17 protein-coding genes are annotated in these 19076 nt (G+C 71.7%); 14 read left to right on the forward strand and 3 right to left on the reverse strand.

Annotated features, from left to right (window positions below):
• The first annotated feature begins 1 nt into the window (after position 1).
• Genes ABT008_RS07715 through ABT008_RS07745 form a run of 7 tightly spaced genes read left to right on the forward strand, consistent with a single transcriptional unit; the run spans position 2 to position 8015 of the window.
• Positions 2–1258 carry a beta-ketoacyl-[acyl-carrier-protein] synthase family protein gene (locus ABT008_RS07715; RefSeq protein WP_350694561.1) on the forward strand — a complete coding sequence of 419 codons (1257 nt, stop codon included), beginning with the start codon at positions 2–4 and terminating at the stop codon, positions 1256–1258.
• Position 1259: 1 nt separating this feature from the next.
• Positions 1260–2285, forward strand: a complete 1026-nt coding sequence (locus ABT008_RS07720; RefSeq protein ID WP_350694563.1) for a class I SAM-dependent methyltransferase — start codon at positions 1260–1262, stop codon at positions 2283–2285.
• Complete coding sequence (locus ABT008_RS07725) at positions 2282–3295, forward strand: NAD-dependent epimerase/dehydratase family protein (RefSeq protein WP_350694565.1); 1014 nt, start codon at positions 2282–2284, stop codon at positions 3293–3295. The genes ABT008_RS07720 and ABT008_RS07725 overlap by 4 nt, the downstream gene beginning before the upstream one ends.
• Before the next feature lie 2 nt (positions 3296–3297).
• Positions 3298–4998 carry an FAD-dependent oxidoreductase gene (locus ABT008_RS07730; protein ID WP_350694566.1) on the forward strand — a complete coding sequence of 567 codons (1701 nt, stop codon included), beginning with the start codon at positions 3298–3300 and terminating at the stop codon, positions 4996–4998.
• Positions 4999–5056: 58 nt separating this feature from the next.
• The gene (locus ABT008_RS07735) at positions 5057–6253 is read left to right on the forward strand and encodes a glycosyltransferase (RefSeq protein WP_350694568.1); all 1197 of its coding nucleotides are present in this window, start codon (positions 5057–5059) and stop codon (positions 6251–6253) included.
• Positions 6250–7224: a DUF1702 family protein gene (locus tag ABT008_RS07740; protein ID WP_350694570.1), complete on the forward strand. Its 975-nt coding sequence runs from the start codon at positions 6250–6252 to the stop codon at positions 7222–7224. The genes ABT008_RS07735 and ABT008_RS07740 overlap by 4 nt, the downstream gene beginning before the upstream one ends.
• Entirely contained in the window at positions 7221–8015 is a 795-nt protein-coding gene (locus ABT008_RS07745) for a response regulator transcription factor (protein ID WP_350694571.1), read from the forward strand. The genes ABT008_RS07740 and ABT008_RS07745 overlap by 4 nt, the downstream gene beginning before the upstream one ends.
• Before the next feature lie 144 nt (positions 8016–8159).
• Here ABT008_RS07745 and ABT008_RS07750 read toward each other — a convergent pair whose 3' ends face one another.
• Together ABT008_RS07750 and ABT008_RS07755 are read right to left on the reverse strand one after the other, a co-directional pair.
• Complete coding sequence (locus ABT008_RS07750; RefSeq protein WP_350694573.1) at positions 8160–9584, reverse strand: NDP-hexose 2,3-dehydratase family protein; 1425 nt, start codon at positions 9582–9584, stop codon at positions 8160–8162.
• The gene (locus ABT008_RS07755) at positions 9577–10785 is read right to left on the reverse strand and encodes a methyltransferase domain-containing protein (protein ID WP_350694575.1); all 1209 of its coding nucleotides are present in this window, start codon (positions 10783–10785) and stop codon (positions 9577–9579) included. Before ABT008_RS07755 ends, ABT008_RS07750 begins: the two co-directional genes overlap by 8 nt.
• A 263-nt stretch (positions 10786–11048) precedes the next feature.
• On the opposite strand from ABT008_RS07755, the gene ABT008_RS07760 reads away from it, so the two are divergent.
• The 3 genes from ABT008_RS07760 to ABT008_RS07770 all read left to right on the forward strand — a co-directional run bounded on the left by ABT008_RS07760 (position 11049) and on the right by ABT008_RS07770 (position 13295).
• Positions 11049–11714, forward strand: coding sequence for a hypothetical protein (locus tag ABT008_RS07760; RefSeq protein ID WP_191088645.1), 666 nt, complete (start codon positions 11049–11051; stop codon positions 11712–11714).
• 274 nt (positions 11715–11988) lie between these two features.
• A complete protein-coding gene (locus ABT008_RS07765) occupies positions 11989–12354 on the forward strand; it encodes a VOC family protein (protein ID WP_350694576.1) in 366 nt (121 codons plus the stop codon).
• Between the two features lie 224 nt (positions 12355–12578).
• The gene (locus tag ABT008_RS07770) at positions 12579–13295 is read left to right on the forward strand and encodes a class I SAM-dependent DNA methyltransferase (protein ID WP_350694577.1); all 717 of its coding nucleotides are present in this window, start codon (positions 12579–12581) and stop codon (positions 13293–13295) included.
• Positions 13296–13325: 30 nt separating this feature from the next.
• Here the strand turns inward: ABT008_RS07770 and ABT008_RS07775 are convergent, their stop codons facing one another.
• Positions 13326–14435, reverse strand: coding sequence for a DegT/DnrJ/EryC1/StrS family aminotransferase (locus ABT008_RS07775; RefSeq protein ID WP_350694579.1), 1110 nt, complete (start codon positions 14433–14435; stop codon positions 13326–13328).
• Positions 14436–14590: 155 nt separating this feature from the next.
• On the opposite strand from ABT008_RS07775, the gene ABT008_RS07780 reads away from it, so the two are divergent.
• The 4 genes from ABT008_RS07780 (at position 14591) to ABT008_RS07795 (ending at position 19065) form a co-directional block, all read left to right on the forward strand.
• Positions 14591–15820, forward strand: a complete 1230-nt coding sequence (locus ABT008_RS07780) for a PucR family transcriptional regulator (protein ID WP_350694581.1) — start codon at positions 14591–14593, stop codon at positions 15818–15820.
• Positions 15821–15950: 130 nt separating this feature from the next.
• Positions 15951–16787, forward strand: coding sequence for a carbohydrate ABC transporter permease (locus ABT008_RS07785; protein WP_350694582.1), 837 nt, complete (start codon positions 15951–15953; stop codon positions 16785–16787).
• The gene (locus ABT008_RS07790) at positions 16784–18070 is read left to right on the forward strand and encodes an ABC transporter substrate-binding protein (protein ID WP_350694584.1); all 1287 of its coding nucleotides are present in this window, start codon (positions 16784–16786) and stop codon (positions 18068–18070) included. Before ABT008_RS07785 ends, ABT008_RS07790 begins: the two co-directional genes overlap by 4 nt.
• Positions 18067–19065: an ABC transporter ATP-binding protein gene (locus ABT008_RS07795; RefSeq protein WP_350694585.1), complete on the forward strand. Its 999-nt coding sequence runs from the start codon at positions 18067–18069 to the stop codon at positions 19063–19065. The genes ABT008_RS07790 and ABT008_RS07795 overlap by 4 nt, the downstream gene beginning before the upstream one ends.
• Positions 19066–19076 lie beyond the last annotated feature (11 nt).

Here is a 19076-nt window from a genome sequence, read left to right on the forward strand (position 1 = left end):
GATGACCAGGCCAGTGGTGATCACGGGACTCGGCGTCGTCAGCGCCGGTGGCATCGGCATCGAGCAGACCTGGCGGACCATCGAGGCCGACCCGCCCTGCGCCGAGCTGGTCGAGCTGCCCTCCGCGCGTCCGGAGGACGGCAAGTTCAAGGTCTTCATGGCCCCGGACTACCGCCTCGCGGACGTCACCGAGACGTACGTCGACGGCGCCCAACTCGAACGCGAGGGCATCGACCGGCAACGCGACATCAAACACCTGGTCGCCGCAGCCGGACTCGCCATCGACGACGCCGGTCTGCGGTCCTTCCCCGACCTCGACCTGCGGGAGGTCGGGCTGGTGGTGGCCGACGAACACCCCGGCGTCGAGCGTCTGGCCCGCACGTTGTACGGGGCGGTGGCCGACGACGCCACCACGGCGCAGGCCGACTACACCGACCTGTCGGAGCAGATCTTCGCACTGAACACGTTCCTCGCGCCCTACCTCGTCGCACGCGCGCTGCACATCGGCGGCGAGTGCGGCTTCGTCAACTCCGCGTGCACGTCCGGCCTCACCGCGATCGACAACGCCGCCACCCAGATCCGGCTCGGCCGCAACCCGCTGGCCATCGCCGTGGCCTCCGACGACCCGCTCAGCTCGGGCAAGTTCCGGTGGTTCGCCGACATGCACCTCTACGCGACGGACGGTGTCCCCCGGCCGTTCGACCCGGCGGCCTCCGGCACCGTCTTCGGCGACGGTGGCGCCGCAGTCGTCCTGGAGGACGAGGAGCACGCCCGACGTCGTGGCGCCCGGATCTACGGTCGCCTGCGCGGTGCCGGGTTCACGCAGGACGGGTGGCGGGTCAGCGCACCCAATCCCGCGAGCGCCAACCAGGAGCGGTCCATCCGGCGGGCGCTGCGCGAGGCGGCCCTCGACCCGGAGCACGTCGATGTCGTCGTGCCGCACGGCACCGGGATCCGGATGATCGACACCTACGAGGCCAGGACGATCCGGCGACTCTGGCCGGACCGAGGCCGCCAACCGGTGTGCCTCCCGCTCAAGCCGTACGTCGGGCACAACCTCGGCGGGTCGTCGCTGCTGGAGACGGCCCTGCTGCTCAAGGCGATGGCGGAGCGGCGGGTACCCGGGACGCCCGGCGCCGGGTCCGCCCACGGCCTCGACCTCCCCACCGCCTGGGAGTCGAGACACATCCGGTACGCCGTCAAGTCCGCCGTCGGTTTCGGCGGGTTCTACGGCGCGATCGTCCTGGAGTCGATCTGACATGCCCGACCAGACCCGGACCCAGACCCAGACCGGCACCGGCCACGTCGACGCCTACGTGGACGAGGCGTACCTCGACGCGTGCGCCGACGCGTGGCAGGTGACCGGCGACCTCGCGCAGTCGATCCTGGACACGCTCGATCCCGAGACGGTGGACCCCACCGACGACCACCGGCGGCACTGCGTCGACTGGCTACGCCGGGCTGCCGAGCGCCGGACACTCCCCCGGCCCACGCAGGTGGCGGACCCGTCGGCGGACGCCCACGCGCCGACGGTCGACCTGCTGCGCCACGCGGCCGGCGCGTACCCCCGGTTCCTGGACGGCACCTCCTCCGGCCGCAAGATCCTGCTCGCCGGTCCGGGCATGCGGCTGTGGCACGGCTACTTCCAGTCCGACAACCTGCTGTACCGGCCGCTGAACGCCGCCGCCGGAGCGGCGGTCGCCCACACCCTGCGGACCGGCGGCGGCACCCGGATCCTCGAAGTGGGCGCCGGCACCGGCGGTGCGACCGCGCACCTGCTGGCGCAGTGGCCCGACGACCTTCGCGGCGCCTACGACTACACCGTCACCGACATGAGCGCCAGCCTCCTGGTCGGCGCCCGCCGCAGGCACAGTGGGAACACCCCGCCCCAGGTACGCCTGGAGTTCCGCCGGTTCGACTTCGACCTCGCCGACGACCAGGGCCTGGCCCCGGAAAGCCACGACGTCGTGCTCGCCGTCAACGCGCTGCACGTGGCCGCCGACATCCCGTCGACGCTGCGCCACCTCCGGTCGCTGGTCCGCCCCGGCGGCGCGCTGGTGCTCAGCGAGTCGCTCTGCGCCACCGGCGACCTCGTGCACCAGGAGTTCATCTTCAACCTCCTGCCGATGCCCGCCGACGCCGTCCGGCGGGGAAGCCGCTTCTATCCGGCGGCAGCCTGGCAGGCGTACTTCGACGCCGCCGGGATCGACGCGGAGATCCAGGTCAACACCGCCGGCCCCGAGCTGGTGATGGTGGCCGTCGCCGCCGCCGAGGCCGCGCGGTGAGCGGACGGGGGGCGCTGCGTACGCCGGATGGCCTCGGTCGCGTACCGGCCGTCGAGGCGGAGGCGGCCGCGCGCCCGGTGCGGGTCCTGGTCACCGGGGCGACGGGTGTCCTCGGCAGGTGGGTCGCCGAGGGGTTCGCCGCACTCGGGGACCACGTCACCACCTTTCCCGGGCGGGAACTCGGCGTGGCGGGGGCGGGAACGGGTCGGGCGTTGCGCAGGGCGGTGGCCGAGGTCGACGCCGTCTGCCATCTCGCCGCCGCCACGCCGTTGCAGCCCGGCCGACGTACCGACCTCACCTACGCGCGGTGCAACGTCGACGCGACGCGCCTGCTCCTCGACGCCGTCGCCGCCACCAGCAGGTGCCGGGTCGTGTTCGCGTCGACCGCGATGGTCAACGGCCTGGGCCCGGCGGACACCAGACGGCACTCGGACCGGGCCGCCTATGCCGAGTCGAAGCTGCTCGCCGAGGGCCTCGTCGAGGCGTACGGCTGCGGTGTCTCGTTGCGGTTCAACGCCCTCGGCGGGCCGCGCACGCCGGCCGACCGGGGCATCGTCGCGGCGGCGCTTCGGGCCGTCGACGAGAACCGGCCGGTCGACGTCTACGGCGACGGGTCGTCGGGCCGCGACTACCTGCACGTCCTCGACGCCGCGCGGGCGGTCGTCTGCGCCGCCCGCCGACCGGTCGCGGGCTACCGGGTCGTCGAGATCGGCAGCGGCCGGTTGTCCACGATCGACGCCGTCATCGCGGCCGTGGAACGCGTCACCCGGCGGCGTGTGCCACGCCGACATCTGCCGGAACGCGCCGACGTCGACGACCGACCCGCCTGCGACCTGGGTCCGGCCCGCGCGGTGCTCGACTGGACACCACACCGGTCCGACCTCGCCACTCTCGTCGGCGACCAGTGGGCCGAGCAGCAGGAGCCGGGCACGTTCTCGGCCGGCCTCCGGTGGGCTCTCGACCCGTCGGGTCGGCCGCTGACCGTCGTCGCGCCGCGAGCAGGAGGCTGACCATGACGAACCCGCACGCCGGGTCGCCGACCGACCGCACACGCGACTTCGACCTGATCGTCGTCGGTGGTGGCGTCGCCGGACTGTCGGCCGCCTTCTACTGGATCACCGACGTCGACCGGGACGCGCGGGTGTTGATCGTCGAGGCCGGTCCGCGGATCGGCGGACCCGCGATCCAGCACACCTTCGACGTCGACGGCCGCCGACTCGTCTCGCCGGGCGGCGCACAGGAACTGACCTTCCCCTCCGCCTTCGCCCCCGCCGTCCGATCCGCCCTGTCCACCGTCGGCGTCGAGGTCGACCGCTTCCACTCCGACACCGTGTCGGCGCACTACACCGACCGGGGCGCCGGAGGGCACGGCTTCGCCTTCGCCGCGTCGATCTGGGGGCGAAGCCACCTGGTCGCCCACGGCCCGTCGGCCGCCGCCGACTTCGCCGACGCGCCGATCGCGCCACGGGCGAGGCCGGAGGTCGCCGCGCTCGTCAACGAACCCACCGACTGGCTGGTCGGCCGGACCGACGACGAGAAGCTCGCCGAACTGCGCGGGCGTAGCTGTGACGAGGTGCTGCGCGACTTCGCCGCGCTCGACGAGGACACCCACCGGTTCCTGCGTTACAGCACGTCCGCGCAGTCCGGCATGACGTTCGACCAGCATCCCGCCCTGGACGCCGCGCTCATCGGATACCTGGGCATGGACGGGATCGGTGTCCGCCCCGGCGGCGACCCGTGGAACGGGCTGACCCGGACCGGCGCGAGATTCTTCCCCCACCTGGACCCGCCGATCTTCCGGTTCCCGGACGGCAACGCCACCGTCGCCCGCGCCCTCGCCCACCACCTGGTCCCCGACCTGTTCGACGCCGACACCGTCGACGACCGGCTGACCGCCGAGATGTCCGTCGACGCGCTGGACCGGCCGGACAACCAGGTGCGGATCCGCCTGAACGCCACGGCCACCGCGCTCCGCCACGACGGCCCCGACACGGTCCTGGTCGAGGTGACACGGGCCGGTGCGGGCACGACCACGTACCGGGCCCGCGCGGCCATCGTCGCCGCCCCCGCCCACGCCACGGCGCGGCTCGTCCCGGAACTCGGGCCGGATCAGCGGGCCACCGCCGCCTGCCTCGGCCGGTACCCGATCGTGTCGGCCTCCGTCGCGGTGCGGAACTGGCGTGCCTGGCAGTCCCTCGGCATCTCCCGGCTCTCCTGGCCCGGCCACCCCACCTGGCAGATCGCCGGGCTGGAGTTCCCGGTCACCATCGGTGCCTGCGCACCGTCCGCGTCGCCCGACGACCCCACGACCGCGACCGCGCTCGGCGCGCTCACCGAGGCCGGTACCGCGCCCGCCGCCGGTGCGGCCACCGGCCGGCGACGGCTACGCGCCGCCACGGCACGCCGGGAGATAGCCACCGAACTGCGGACTCTGCTGGCGGAGGCGCTCGCACCCGGTGGTTTCGTGGCCGATCGCGACATCGTCGACGTCCGCGTCGAGATGTGGCCGCACGGTTACGCGCGGTACGCCACCTCGCGTGACCGTCCCGGCGACGGCAGCGCCGCGACCGAGGACAAACGCCGGCTCGCCGACGGTGTCGGACGGATCGCCGTCGCCGGTGTCGACGTCATCGACCATCCCTTCCTCGACGGCGCGATGGAGTCCGCGCATCTCGCCGTCGATCGTCTCGCGGGCGGCGGAGCCGACCGATGACGAGCCCCGTCTCTGCCCACCGCCCACGGCACCACTCACCACGGAGGAACGACTCGCCATGAGGTTGCTGTTCAGCAGTCTGCCGGCCCACGACCACCTGCTGGAACTGATCCCCGTCGCAGAGGCCGCGAAGCGCTGCGGGCACGACGTCGCCATCGCCGTGTCGGCGCGCTTCGCTGCCACCGTCGAGGCGCTCGGCATCGAGCACATCACCGCCGGTCCGGACTGGGTCGGCGACTTCCTCGACAGCCTCGACGGTGACGTCCTCCCCGAGGAGATGGAGGACTTCACGCAGAACTTCATGGCCGAACTGTTCTGCGGAGAGGCGTGTGTCGCGATGGGCGAGGACGTTGCCAGAGCGATCGCGGACTGGAATCCCGACATCGTGCTGCGCGACACCGGCGAACTCGGCGGATACCTCGCCGCCGAGCGGGCTGGGCTGCCGCACGTCACCGTCGGTGTCCTCGACTTCAACGGCATGATGCTCGGCAAGGGTGTCGTCGCCGCGCTGGACCGCCGCCGGAAGCAGTTCGGGCTGCCTCCGGACCCGGACGGCCTGCGGCAGTACGCCTACGGACACCTCAACATGCTGTCCCCGAGCTTCGCGCCGGAAGAGCTCGACCTGCCCAACGTGTTCACCGTGCGCGTGGACGGCGTCCGGCGCGGCGAGGTGCTGCCGGAGTGGATCGGTGACCTGGTCGACGACCGGCGCCCGCTGGTCTACGCCAGTTTCGGCACGGCGGCCTCGACGATCCCCTCCTACGGGCCGCCGCTGGCCAAGGTGATCGCCGGCATGGGCGCCGTCGACGCGAACGTCATCGTCTCCACGGGCAAGGGGTTGGACTGGCACGGGAAGGAGATCATCGAAGGCGTCCCGGTGCCCGACAACGTCCGCGTCGTCGAGTGGGTGCCGCAGGCGCTGCTCATGCGCTCCATCGACATGCTGCTCACCCACGCCGGCCCGGCCACCGCCCGCCAGGCGATCGTCAACGGTGTGCCCGTCGTCGCGGTGCCGCTGCTCTTCGACGCGTTCGAGATCGCCGAGCGCTTCACGCAGCACGGCATGGGCGTGCAGTTGGACTGGACGAGTTTCACCCCGGAGGACGTGGCGGCGGCGACCACCACCGTCCTCGGCGATCCGGCGTACCGGCGGGCAGCCCGCCGGTTGCAGGCCCGAACGCTGACGGTGCCGCCGATCGACGACGCGGCGGTCGGGTTCATCGAGCGGATCCACGCCGAGAACGCGCGCCGATGACCGGCACCGGCGAACGGGTACGGTCGCGCGTCGCGGCCCGGATGGCCCTCACCGACGAGCGGCTGGACCGTCGGCTCGCGCTGTTCACGCCGGTCGACGCCGCCGTGGGCGATCTCGTCCGCGCCATCAGCCGCGAGTTCGCGTACGGCTTCAACGACACGCTGCGCACGTACGATCCGGCGGCGGTACGCGCTCGGCTCGACGGCATGGCGGACGACTACCTGGCGCCCTTCTATGTCGAGGGTGCCGCGATGGCACTCGCCGCGGCGGGAGCGCTGTACCCGGGCCGGGCCCGTACGGCGCATCACCGCCTGCTCACCACGCTGCCCGGCCACCGGTATCTGATCTTCGCCGGGTGGGGATGGTGGTACGCCGTGCGGCCCTTCGCCGCGCGGGCGATGAGACGCAGTCCGCTCTGGCGTCAGGACGGTCTCTTCACCGGCCTCGGCATCGACGGCATGGCGTTCGCGACGTGCTTCCTCAAGGCGAAGCCACCGCGTTTCGACGTGCCCTGCCCCTTCCCCGAAACGGAGTACGAGACGCTCTGGTTGCAGGGTTACGGTCGGGCGCTCTGGTTCGTCGCCGGTGGTCGCCCCGAGGTTCTCCGGGACCAGTGCGCACGGCTGGCCCCGCAGTCGAGACCGGAGCTGTACGCCGGCCTCGGCCTGGCGACCGCGTTCGCCGGGATGCGCCGGATGCGGTGCATCCCGGAGGCACCCTCGGATCAGGAGTCCGAGCGACGCGCCTACTTCCAGGGGCTGGCGTTCGGCCTGACCGCGCGCCGGGAAGCGTCACCCCGCAGCTTCGAGAGCTTCCTCGACCAGCTCGACCGGTCCAGTGCCGGTTGGGTCGCCACGGTCACCGATCGGTGCCTGCAACCACCCGAACGGGACGCCAGCCTCGACGGCGGCTACGTGGCGTGGCAGCGGCGGCTCCGCACCGAACTCCCGCTCCCCGGACGACCGGCATGAGCAAGCCCCGGCACGTCTGCGCCATCCGCGATCCGATCCCGGCCTACCGGCAGGGCATCGCACGCGAACTCGACAACGCCGGCTACGAGACGGCCGAGCCGGGCGACTGCTACGCCTGGATCCGGCGTTTTCGTCATGCGGCCCACCCGACCGAGTACCGCCTCGCCGTGCTGCTCTCCGTCCGCAGCGACTCCGACATCGAGGTGCTCGCGGCGCTACGGGCACACGACGACGCCGTGGCACTGCTCGCCCTGTTGGTGGACCCCGCCGCCGACGACTACCGGCGCGCGCTCGACGCCGGCGCCTGGGGTGTCGTCGACTATGCGGCGTCACCGGACGAGATCGTGGCCGCGCTCGAAGCGACCTGGGCCGGTGCCGTCCGGCTGCCCAGGGCAGTCGCCGTCGACCTGCTCAGCCGCCCCGGACGGACCGAGGCGGACCTGTCGGTGGACGAGTCCGACGTCCTGCGCCTCGCGGCACTCGCCAGCGGATGGAGTGTCGAACGCCTCGCCAGCCACGAGAACTTCTCGACCCGGGCGATGTTCCGGCACCTCCAGGAGCTGTACCGCACGCTCGGCGTGTCGAACCGGCACGAGGCCGTGGTGGTCGCCGCGCGGCACGGCCTCCTCGACGGCTCCATGGAGGCCATGCGGCAGCGTGCGGCAGACGACGGTCACCGCCGGTCCGCCGTCCGCAACGGCACCGCACCCCGGGCGGTGCTGGCCGACACCGCGCACCGCGTGGACCGGCAGCCTCCCGCGACCGTGTCGGCGGCCCCGAGCCGCCGGTGACGCCCGGCTGATCGCGGAGGCCGACTTCCACGTCGTGCCCGAGCGCCCTGGGCAGACCGAGCCGTGCCGTGGCCGGCCCTGCGGGCGAAGGGGGCCGCACCGCCGGCGAGCCGAGCGCCCCGGACGGTCAGCCGCTCCGCCGCGTCACGCGGCGGACCGTGCGGCCGGGCGCCGCAGCGGGGTCGGGCGCGACAGCGACTCCCCCGCCACGGCGCCGACCAGGCACACCAGCGCGCTGCGCGCCTGCATGTTGACCTGATGGCTGTGCACCAGCATGGCGATCACCTCGCTGACCGGGCACCACCGGAAGCCCGCCGGGGCGTCGCGGTGGTCGACCACCACGACGAGATGCCGGCAGCGACTGTGCAGGAACCGTCCGCCCTCGTCGGAGAGGACCGCGTCGAACAGGACCGCCTCCGGCGGGCTGTCGAGAAGGAGGGTCAGCAGCTCCGCCTCCGCGCTGGATCGTGGCGTCTCGCCGCCCGCGATCTGCACGGTCGGACCCAACTCCACGTCGTCGACGAGGCCGGGCTCGGGACGGGCCTGCATGAGCAGGTGGAGTTCACCGTCGCGGTCGGCGACGGCGAGGCCCACCACGCCGAGACCGACCGGCCGGACCATCGGCTGGCACCACTGGTCGACCTCGCGTCCGGCTGCGTCGACGCTGACGGCGACGACCTCGAAACCCGTACCGTCGTCGCGCCGGAGCGCGTCGGCGCTCCGGCGCCAGCCCTGAAGGTCCGGCAGGGCGACACGGACGGAGACGGACGACTGCCGGGCTCGTTCGGCCGAGAGCCAGCGCGCCAGCGGCCGGACGTCGCACCTGGCGGCACCGGCCAGGGTCCGGGGTAGGACCGGCAACCGCGCCCCGGACACGGCGAACTCACCGGGCAGCGTCCACGGCGCGCACCCCAGGACGGCACGGGTGTCGGCGTGCACGAGGTCGTCGTCATGGAGCAACGCCAGCAGGTCGGCGAGCTCGATCCAGCGGAAGCCGACACCCGGCTCGAAGCGCGGTGTCCGGACGATCATCACCCGATTCCGCTTCCGCCAGAAGACGCCGCCGTGCTCGGACTGCCGCGAGTCGACGATGACGTCGGCCGTCGCGGGATCGAAGAGTTCGAGATACGGCACCGGTCGGCCGCCGTGGACCCGCTCCCGGTTGCTCCGGGTCGCCTGCACGGTCGGCGACAGTTGGATGCCGTTGATGTTGCCGGGCTCGGCCTTCGCCTGCACGAGCGCCGCGTAGCCCCGGTCGGAGGGTGTCACCGCGATCGCCAGCAGGCCGATCTCCGGCTGGTCGACCATCGGCTGCATCCACGAGTGCCGCCCGTCCTCGGTACGCACGCGGTGCCCCCGGACGGCGAAGAACCGGCCGCTGCGATGCGTGAGCGCCGCCTCCCCGACGCCGGTGTTCCAGCCCGGTACGGCATCGAGCGGAAGTCTCGACGGCCGCGCGTACCGGGTGCGACCCATCGCCTCTCGCCACTGTCGTATCTCGTCGAGCAGCGACGGATCTGCCCGCGACTCGACGAGATGCGACGGGGTGGCCACCCGGCGGTCAACCAACCCGCACCTCCGGCACATAACGGATCCACCGGCCGCCCCGGTCGACGAACTCCTGCTCCTTGGCGACGATCTCGTCGGCGTGGTTCCAGGCGAAGAGCAGGAAGGTGTCCGGGTAGTCGGCGAGATCCTGCGGGAACGGCTCGACCGGGATGCGGGAACCGGGAGTCGTGCGGCCCTGCTTCTCCGGCGTGGTGTCGTAGACGACGGGGAGGAGTTCCGGCCCGATGCCGCAGTAGTTCAGGACCGTGGCGCTCTTCGCGGTCGCGGCGTACCCCGCGACGCTCCGGCCGGCCTTCCGCTCTGCCACGAGTACGTCCCGTAGCTGCTCCCGGCGGTCGGCGACGCCGGCCGCGAAGGCCTCCAGCCGAGGCAGGTCGTGCGTCCCGTCCCGCTCCTCGGCGGCGATCAGCGCGCCGACGGCGGGCGCGGGGGTCCGCCCGTCCCGGGCGAGCGTGTAGCGCAGTTCTCCACCGTGGACCCCGAGGTGCTCGACGTCCACCAACGCGAACCCGTGCAACTCGGCGATGCGCGCGACCGAGGTGGCCGAGAAGAGATAGAAGTGCTCGTCGTAGATCTGGTCGAACGAGCCGAGACGCAACACGTCACCGAGATAGGGATCCTCGAAGACGACGACACCGTCTGTGGCCAACAACGTCTCCAGGCCCGTGAAGACACCGCGCAGGTCGGGAATGTGGCACATCGTGTTCGCCGCGTACACCACGTCGGCGGGGCCGAACTCGTCGCGTATCCGGTCGGCGGTGGCGGCGTCGAACCACTCCGCCCGGGCGTTGACCCTGCGGGCCACCGCTTCGTCCACCATGTTGGCGGCCGGGTCGACGCCGAGGTGTCGGATGCCGCGATCGGCGATCGTGGCGAGCATGGTGCCGTCGTTGCTGCCGATCTCGACGACGAAGGGATCCGGGGAGGTCAACCCGGCGACGAGGCGTTCGGCGGTCGCGGCGAAATGAGACGCCATTCGCCGCGACGACGAGGTGCGGAACGGATACTCCTCGTGGAACATCCGCTCGACCGGGACCGGATCGGCGAGTTGGACGACGTGACAACCGTGGCACACCACGGCCCTGAGGTGAAGCCAGAACTCTTCGGAGGGATCGTCGGGGATTCGGAATGCGTCGGACAGCGGTTGCCGGCCCAGATCCAGGAACTGCGTCACCGCGTCGCCACAGGCTCTGCAAGGCATGTAGCGGATGCTAGGTGCTGACCACCGGCTCAGCCTGGCGTCCGTCGTGGATCACCCCGACCGAGGCGCAGCCGCGCCGGTCGGCGTCCCAGGTGCGCCACATTTCCTGGCGTGCCTGTCGGATCGACTGGCGTGATTCGCCGGTGCCCGGTTACGCGATGCGCTCCTAGGGTTGCGATTACGAGCGAACCGCCGACCGGCAGCAATGACACCCGTCAAGACGACTCGCACGAAAGGTCGAAAAGATGATCAAAATCGGTGACATGCTTCTCGAAGAGCTCGACCGCGATCTCCCCAGCGAGATCGCCGACCCGGCCGCCGCCCTGCGGGGCCGCGCCGGCCAGGTGCTCGAGGTCATGACGCCTCGGCGCACCTTCGCCGACGGCAGCCGCGGCTACCACGCGATCGCACAGACCACGATCGAGGTCGTCGCCGGCAAGGACCCCAACGACACGACGATGCCGCGGGAGCGTTTCGAGTTCCCGGAGTCGCCCTGCGTCATCCAGCTCCACGACCCGGTGCTCACGCTCAACGGCGCCCTCCGGCTCGACCTCGAGATCAAGTCCTACCGGGCCGAGGCGACCAGTCAGGTGCTGTTCCCCGGGCAGAAGGTGGCCCTCGGCGTCGGGCGGTCGTTCGACGTCAACCTGCCGCCGTCGGTCGGCCGTCTGGAGATCCCGCTCGGGATCGACTTCGCCGCCGGTGACACGGTGCGCAGCCACCAGATGATCTTCCTGGCCGTCGAGACGCCGATCGGTACGCTGCACAACCCGGACGCGGCGCACATGTTCGCGACGGTCAACAAGGTCCCGCCGATCGGCTTCTCCTACTTCCAGGAGGGCCTCGTCCCGATGGCGAACGCCGACAACGAGGTCGTCGCCATCAAGGTGTTCACCGAGACCGCCCTGCGCCGGGTGGTCACGGACTGACCCGACACCGGGCAGAGGTTCGCTCGACGCTGCCGCCGTACCCTCGTACGAGGGTGCGGCGGCGCTCGCGGTCACCCACTGCCACAGATGCGAGGTCGCCGGTCCGACCAGTACGGACACTGTCGACAATGCGGGTTTCCGAGCGGTCCCGACACGCGACATTGTCGTCCGGCGACCCAGGCGAAATGTATGAAACGCTGATAACGTACACCTTCGCCTACCGCCTTGCGCGGCGCAGAAATTGACGAACAACCAACTGAAGGGACAGCCCAACGTGCCGAACCTGAAGAGTGTCACGGCGGTTCTGCCGGTCTCCGACCACGCCGCTGCTGTCGCCTGGTACAAGCAGTGGATCGGGCGCGACCCCGACGTCGAGCCCCAGGAGGGCGTCGCGGAGTGGCAGATCGCGGAGAACGCGTGGATCCAGGTCTCGCTGGATCCGGAGACCACCGGCAAGACCAACATCGTAATCGGTGTGGACGACATCGACGCCCATGTCGCCAGCCTCGCGAGCGCGGGCGTACCCACCGGCGAGATTCAGGACTTCGACTTCATCAAGCTGGTCGACATCGTGGACCCGGCCGGCAACAAGGTCAACTTCGTGTGGGAGAACCCGAAGTACGAGCCGCCGGCGGAATAGGACCACAGGACGACACCCGTTGACGGGTGTGCATGGTGGCCGGGCGTCGCGTCCGGCAGTTTCACCAGGTCGGGGCACCCGGAACTGATCGCACGACGGATCGGTTCCGGGTGCCCCGCGTCGTGTCGGCCGATCGGTGCCAGCCTCTTGTGGAGTGTGCGTCGGGTGTGCTGATGTGTGCATCGAGGCATTCGAATCTCCACCCCTGGATGGCAGGAGCCGACATGGCAGCGGAAACCTACGGCGAGGGTTACGCCGAACTCTTCGACTTCGTCTACGGCGCCGAGGCGCCCGACTCGATGGTGACGACCCTCGCCGACCTGGCCGAGGGCGGGCCCGTCCTCGAACTGGGCGTCGGTACCGGCCGGGTCGCTATCCCCCTCGCCGCTCGCGGGCTCGCCGTGACCGGTGTGGACAGTTCGACGGCGATGCTGAAGACCCTGGCCGGCAAGCCCGGCGGCGACACGGTGCGGACCGCGCTCAGCGAACTGCCACAGATCGCGGTCGATGGCCGCTACGGGCTCGTCGCGTGTCTCGACAATACGTTTCTGCTGCTGACCACCCAGGACGCACAGACGCAGTGCGTCCTGAACGCCGCCGAGATGCTGACCGACGACGGCCTACTGGTGCTCGAGACCTTCGCCCGCGCACCCGGCGACTTCGGGGTGATGCCCGCGCACCTGGGCGAGAACGCCACCGTGCTCTGGGCCTACCAGGTCGACCCGCTGTCGCAGCAGTTCCACATCCGCGAGATCATCTACGGCGAGAACCTGATGCGTGTCGTGCCGTTCGACGGCCGTGGGGTATCCCCCGCGGAACTCGACCTGATGGCTCGGCTGGCCGGGCTGCGGTTGCGTGAGCGCTGGTGCGACTGGGAGCGGACCCCGATCGAGTCGGACAGCCCACTCGTCATCTCGGTCTTCGAGCGAGCCGACAAGTGAGCTGACCCCGCCTCGACGGGACGGTGGTGGTCACAGACGGGACAGGACGGCGCGCAGCTCGTCGATCACCCGGGCCTGGTCCGACGCCGACAGCGTCGGGTACATCGGCAACGAGAAGACCTCGTTCGCCAGTCGTTCGGTGACCGGCAGCGAGCCGACCTCCTGTCCCAGGTGCGTGAACCCGCTCATGGTGTGCACCGGCCACGGATAGCTGACGTTCAGCATGATCCCGGCCTCCTTCATCTGCCGGATGATCTCGTCGCGGGCGGGGTGCCGCACCACGTACAGGTAGTAGACGTGCTCGTTCCCGGGCAGCACGGTCGGTAGTCCGAGGTCCGTTCCGGCGAACGCCTCGTCGTAGGTGGCCGCGATCGCGCGCCGGGCCGAGACGTACTGGTCCAGTCGCGAGAGCTTCCGGAGCAGGATCTCGGCCTGCACCTCGTCGAGACGGGCGTTGAACCCGGGCGTCTCGACGACGTAGTAGCGGTCCGCCATGCCGTAGTACCGCAGTCGCCGCAGGGCGGCGTCCACCTGGTCGTCGTCGACGACCACGGCGCCCCCGTCCCCGTAGGCGCCGAGCACCTTGGTCGGATAGAAGGAGAACGCCGCCGCGTCACCGAACGACCCGACGATCCGGCCGTCCTGACGGGCACCGTGGGCCTGTGCGCAGTCCTCCAGGACGGCCAGCCCGAAGTCCTGGGCGACCCGGCTCACCGCCCGCATGTCGACCGCCTGGCCGTACAGGTGCACCGGGAGGATGCAGCGGGTGCGTTCGGTGACGGCGTCGGCCAGGTGCGCGACGTCCATCAGTTGCGTTTCGTGGCGTACGTCGACGAAGGTCGGGGTCGCACCGACGGCGTCGATCGCGACGACCGTGGGGGCGGCCGTGTTCGACACGGTGATCACCTCGTCCCCCGGCCCGACACCGAGGCTGCGCAGCGCCAACACCAGCGCGTTCGTGCCGTTGTCGACGCCGACGCAGTGACTCCGCTGATGCATCGCGGCGAACGCCGTCTCGAAGGACCGCACGCTCGCCCCGAGCACCAGTTGACCCGATCTGAACACCTTGTCGACAGCGTCGAGCAGCTCTTCGCGTTCCGCCTCGTACTCGGTGAGGTAGCTCCACACGTTGATGCTCATAGCCGGTAAGGCTAGTGCCGCGACCGGTCGAGGTGGGCACGGGCGGAAACGCATCCGTAACGAATGGGCCTGGCCCGACGCTCTCCACCGGTGTAGACAAGATTCGATCATGCCGTGCGCCGGAACCGGCGGGACGGCGTGGGAGAGGGGGTGCGGTGCGGGGCGAGTTGCAACGCATCGTCGACGCGGTCGCCGCCCACGTCGGCCGTCCCGCACTGATCGAGGACCGGCGGCAACGCGTCGTCGTCTACAGCGAACAGACCGGGCTGATGGACGAGGTCCGCCGCGCGTCGATCCTGCGGCGGCAGACCGCGCCGGAGGTGATCGCCTGGCTGCGCGGCCTCGGCATCACCGACGCCCGCCGGGCGGTACGCACACCGGCCAGCCCGGAACTGGACCTGTTGCCCCGGCTCTGCGTACCGGTGCGTCACCACGACCTGCTGCTCGGTTTCGTCTGGTTCATCGACCCCGACGGGACCATGACCGAGGTCGACCTGGCGGCCACCGGCCTGCTCAAGGAGCTGTCGCTGGCGCTGTACCGGGAGAACCTGCTCGGCGAGTTGGCCGCGCAGAGCGAGACCGAGGCGGCCCGGACCCTGCTGGCCGACAGTCCGGGCAGCCGCGACCAGGCGGTCCGGGCGCTGCTGGAGGCCGGGATGATCAACGCCGACGGGCCACGGACCGCGCTGGTCGCCCGGCTCGTCGCCCCCGAGGAGCGGCAGCCGGACGAACGGGCCCGGATCGCGCTGGAACAGTCGCTGGTGGCCGCGCGCCGTCGGGCCGGTACGCGGGAGGCGCTGCACCTGGTCCGGCACGACCACGGGGTACTCCTGCTGCCGGCCGAACCCGCCGCCGGCCGGCCGACGCCGGAGGTGGCCGCCCGGCAACTCGACGACGACCTGCAACAGGTGACCCGCAGCCTGGGTTCCGTGGAGCGGACGGTGGTCGGGGTCGGCCGGACCAGGCCACGGCTGGCCGACGTCGTCGAGTCGTACGTCGAGGCGCTGCACGCCGCGCGGGTCGGTGCGCAACTGCCGGCGTTGGGCCGGGTGGTCGCCTGGTCCGGCCTGGGTGTCTACCGGGTGCTGGCCCGGCTCGGCGAGCAGCAGCTCACGGTGGCCGACGTCCACCCGGGGCTGGCCCGGCTGGTGTCCACGCCGGGCCACCGCACGCTGCTGACCACCCTGGAGCACTACCTGGACCGGGCCGGCAACGCCCACGCCACCGCCGCCGACCTGCGACTGCACCGGACCACGCTCTACTACCGGCTGCAACGCATCGAGGAGCTCGCCGGCACCGACCTCAAGGACGGCGGCGAGCGGCTCTGCCTGCACCTGGCGCTGAAACTGGCCCGGCTGGCGGAGCGGTACGGCGGCGAGGAGTGACGGTCGACTCCGACAGGCGTAGCAAGCGGAGGCGGAGATCTCCGACAGGTGACCGATGACCGGGCGGCGAGGCGGTCCATAGGTTCGGCGGGACCCGGGGCGTCCGGTGCGTCGGCGGGGAGGGGGCGACGTGGTGAGGGCACGCTGGCTCGGCCGGTATCTGCTGCCCACCCTGGTCGCGCTGCTGTTCGTCGCCCCGCTGTGGTTCATGGTGGTCGGTTCGCTGCGCCCCACCGGTGCCCCGCCACCGCGCTCGTTGGAGTGGTGGCCGGCCACGCCGACCACGGCCGCGTACACCCGCCTGCCGGAGCTGATCCCGATCTTCCGCTATCTGGCGAACTCCGCCCTGGTGGTGGCGCTGGCCGTGCCGCTGACCGTGCTGGTCGCCTCGCTGAGCGGTTTCGGGCTGCGGCTGCTGTCCCGACGCGGGCGGCGGCAGGCGTTGACCGGGCTGCTGGTGCTGCTGCTGGTGCCGGTCACGGCGGTCTGGGCGACCCGGTTCGAGGTGTTCCGGCTGGCCGGGGTGGTCGACACGTACCTGCCGTTGCTGGCGCCGGCGGCACTGGCCGTCAGCCCGTTCCTCGTCCTGCTGTACGCGTGGAGCTTCGGCGGGATACCGGACAGTCAGTTGCAGGCCGCCCGCCTGGAGGGCGCCGGCTGGCTGACCATCTGGCGGCGACTGGCGCTGCCGCAGGTCAAACCGGCCACGCTGGCGGTCGCGGTGTTGGCCTTCACCTTCCACTGGTCCAACTTCATCGACCCGCTGCTCTACCTCACCAGCGGTGACCGCTACACCTGGCCGCTCGGGCTGCGCTTCCTGCTGCTGCTCAACCCGACGGACTGGCCGCTGCTGATGGCCGGCAGCGTGGTCGCCACCGCGCCGTGCGTGCTGGTCTTCCTGTTCGCCCAGCGGGTCCTGCTCGCCGACGACCCGTTGGCGGCGCTTCGACCGAAAGGACGCCGATGACCCCGACCCGGTGGCGCACATGCGCGGCGCTGCTCACCGTCCTGCTCGTCGCCGCCGGCTGTACCTCCGGCGAGCGGGCGGCGGAACGCCGTGGCATCACCGTGGTGCTGTTCGGCGACGCCGAGGAGGTGGCCGGCTACCACACCCTGGTCGACGGTTTCACCGCGGCGAACCCCGACGTCCCGGTCACGCTCTCCCCCGTCGCCACCCAGGACGAGCTGATGGCGCGACTCACCACCTCGTTCGCCGGGGGCCGCCCGCCGGACGTGTTCCTGCTCAACTACCGCCGGTACGGACAGTTCGCGGCGCAGGGCGCGATCGAGCCGGCGCAGTCCTACCTGGACGCCAGTGACACCATCCGGGAGAGCGATTTCAGCACCCGGGCCCTGGACGCGTTCCGGTTCGACGGTGAGGAGCTGACCTGTCTGCCGCAGAATCTCTCCTCGCTGGTCGTCTACTACAACGCCGACCTGTTCGCCGCCGCCGGTGTGCCGACCCCGCGCCCCGGCTGGACGTGGGACGACTTCCTCGCCGCCGGGAAGGCGCTGACCCGCGACGGCCGGTACGGGGTGGGCGTGGAGGCGTCAGTCGCGCGGCTGGCGCCGTTCGTCTGGTCCAACCGGGGCGAGCTGGTCGACCATCCGGACCGGCCGACCCGGCTGACGCTGCGCGACGACCCGGCCGCCCGCGCGGCCGTGGACTGGTTCCTCGACCTGCGACTGCGACACGGCGTCGTGCCGCCGGACGCGGAGGAGCAGAGTGAGTCGAGCGAGGCCCGTTTCCTGCGCGGCACGCTCGGCATGTATCTCAACAGCCGGGTCGCCGTGCCCACCCTGCGGACGATCGACGGATTCACCTGGGATGCCGCGCCACTTCCGGTGGCCCCCGGTGGCGTGCCGGCGTCGATCCTGCACAGCGACGCGTACTGCATGAGCGCCGGCCTGCCGGACCATCGGCCGGCGTGGCGGTTCATCGAGTACGCCATGGGCGCCACCGGCCAGCGGGTGCTGGCCGAGTCGGGGCGGACCGTGCCGTCCCGGCTGGACGTGGCCGACTCCCCCGCCTTCCTCGATCCGGCCCGACCGCCCCGCTCGTCGCAGGTCTTCCTCGACGCCGAACCGCACCTGCGGGCCACGCCCCGCACCGGCACCTGGTCGCGGGTCGAGAAGGAGACGAACACCCTGCTGGAGGAGGTGTTCTATGGCCGGGTGGAGCGGGAGGAGGGGCTGCGTCGGCTGGAGGAGACCGTCCGCCCGCTGTTCGACCTGCCGGTGGGCAAGTGAAGGGTGTCATCCGGCTGGAGGAGCTGACCCGCACGTACGGGCGTACCGTCGCCGTCGACGGTGTCGACCTGGAGGTCCGGGCCGGGGAACTGCTCACCCTGGTCGGGCCCTCCGGCTCGGGCAAGTCCACCATCCTGCGGCTGATCGCCGGGCTGGACCGGCCGGACGCCGGCCGGATCCTGCTCGACGGTGTCGACGTCGCCACGCTGCCGCCGCACCGCCGCGCGGTGGCCATGGTGTTCCAGGACTACGCGCTGTTCCCGCACCTCACCGTGCACGGCAACCTCACCTTCGGGCTGCGGGTACGCCGGGTACGGCGCGCCGACGCGGACCGGCGGGCCCGGGCCGCCGCCGAGCGGCTGGGCATCGCCGACCTGCTCGACCGCTACCCCGACCAGATGTCCGGCGGCCAGCGGCAACGGGTGGCGCTGGCCCGGGCGCTACTGCGCGACCCCAGCGTCTATCTGCTGGACGAACCGCTGGCCAGCCTGGACGCGCCGCTGCGGTTCGCCACCCGGGCGGACCTGCTCGCCCTGCACCGGGAGCTGCGCACCACCACCGTGCACGTGACGCACGACCAGCACGAGGCGATGACCCTCGGCGACCGGGTGGTGGTGCTTGCGGACGGGCGCATCCGGCAGGTCGGCCCGCCGCAGCAGGTGTACGACGCACCGGCCGACACCTTCGTCGCCGGGTTCCTCGGCAGCCCGCCGATGAACCTGGTGCCCGGCGGCGGTGTGCTGGGCGGCGATCCGACGCTGACCGTCGGCGTACGCCCGGAGGACCTGGTGCGCGACGACGCCGGACCGGTCGTCGCCACCGTCGAGGCGGTCGAGGCGCTGGGCAGCGAGGCGATCCTGTTGACCCGCTGCCCGGACGGCACCCGGCTGACCGTCCGCACCGGTCCCCGCCCCGGTGTCGGGCCCGGTGACGAGATCCGGCTGCGGGTCGACCGGCGCCACCTGTTCGACGCGGCCGACGGGCGGCGCCGGTGAGGCGTACCCGC

The sequence above is a fragment of the Micromonospora sp. NPDC002389 genome, assembly GCF_040296095.1.
GTDB lineage: Bacteria > Actinomycetota > Actinomycetes > Mycobacteriales > Micromonosporaceae > Micromonospora.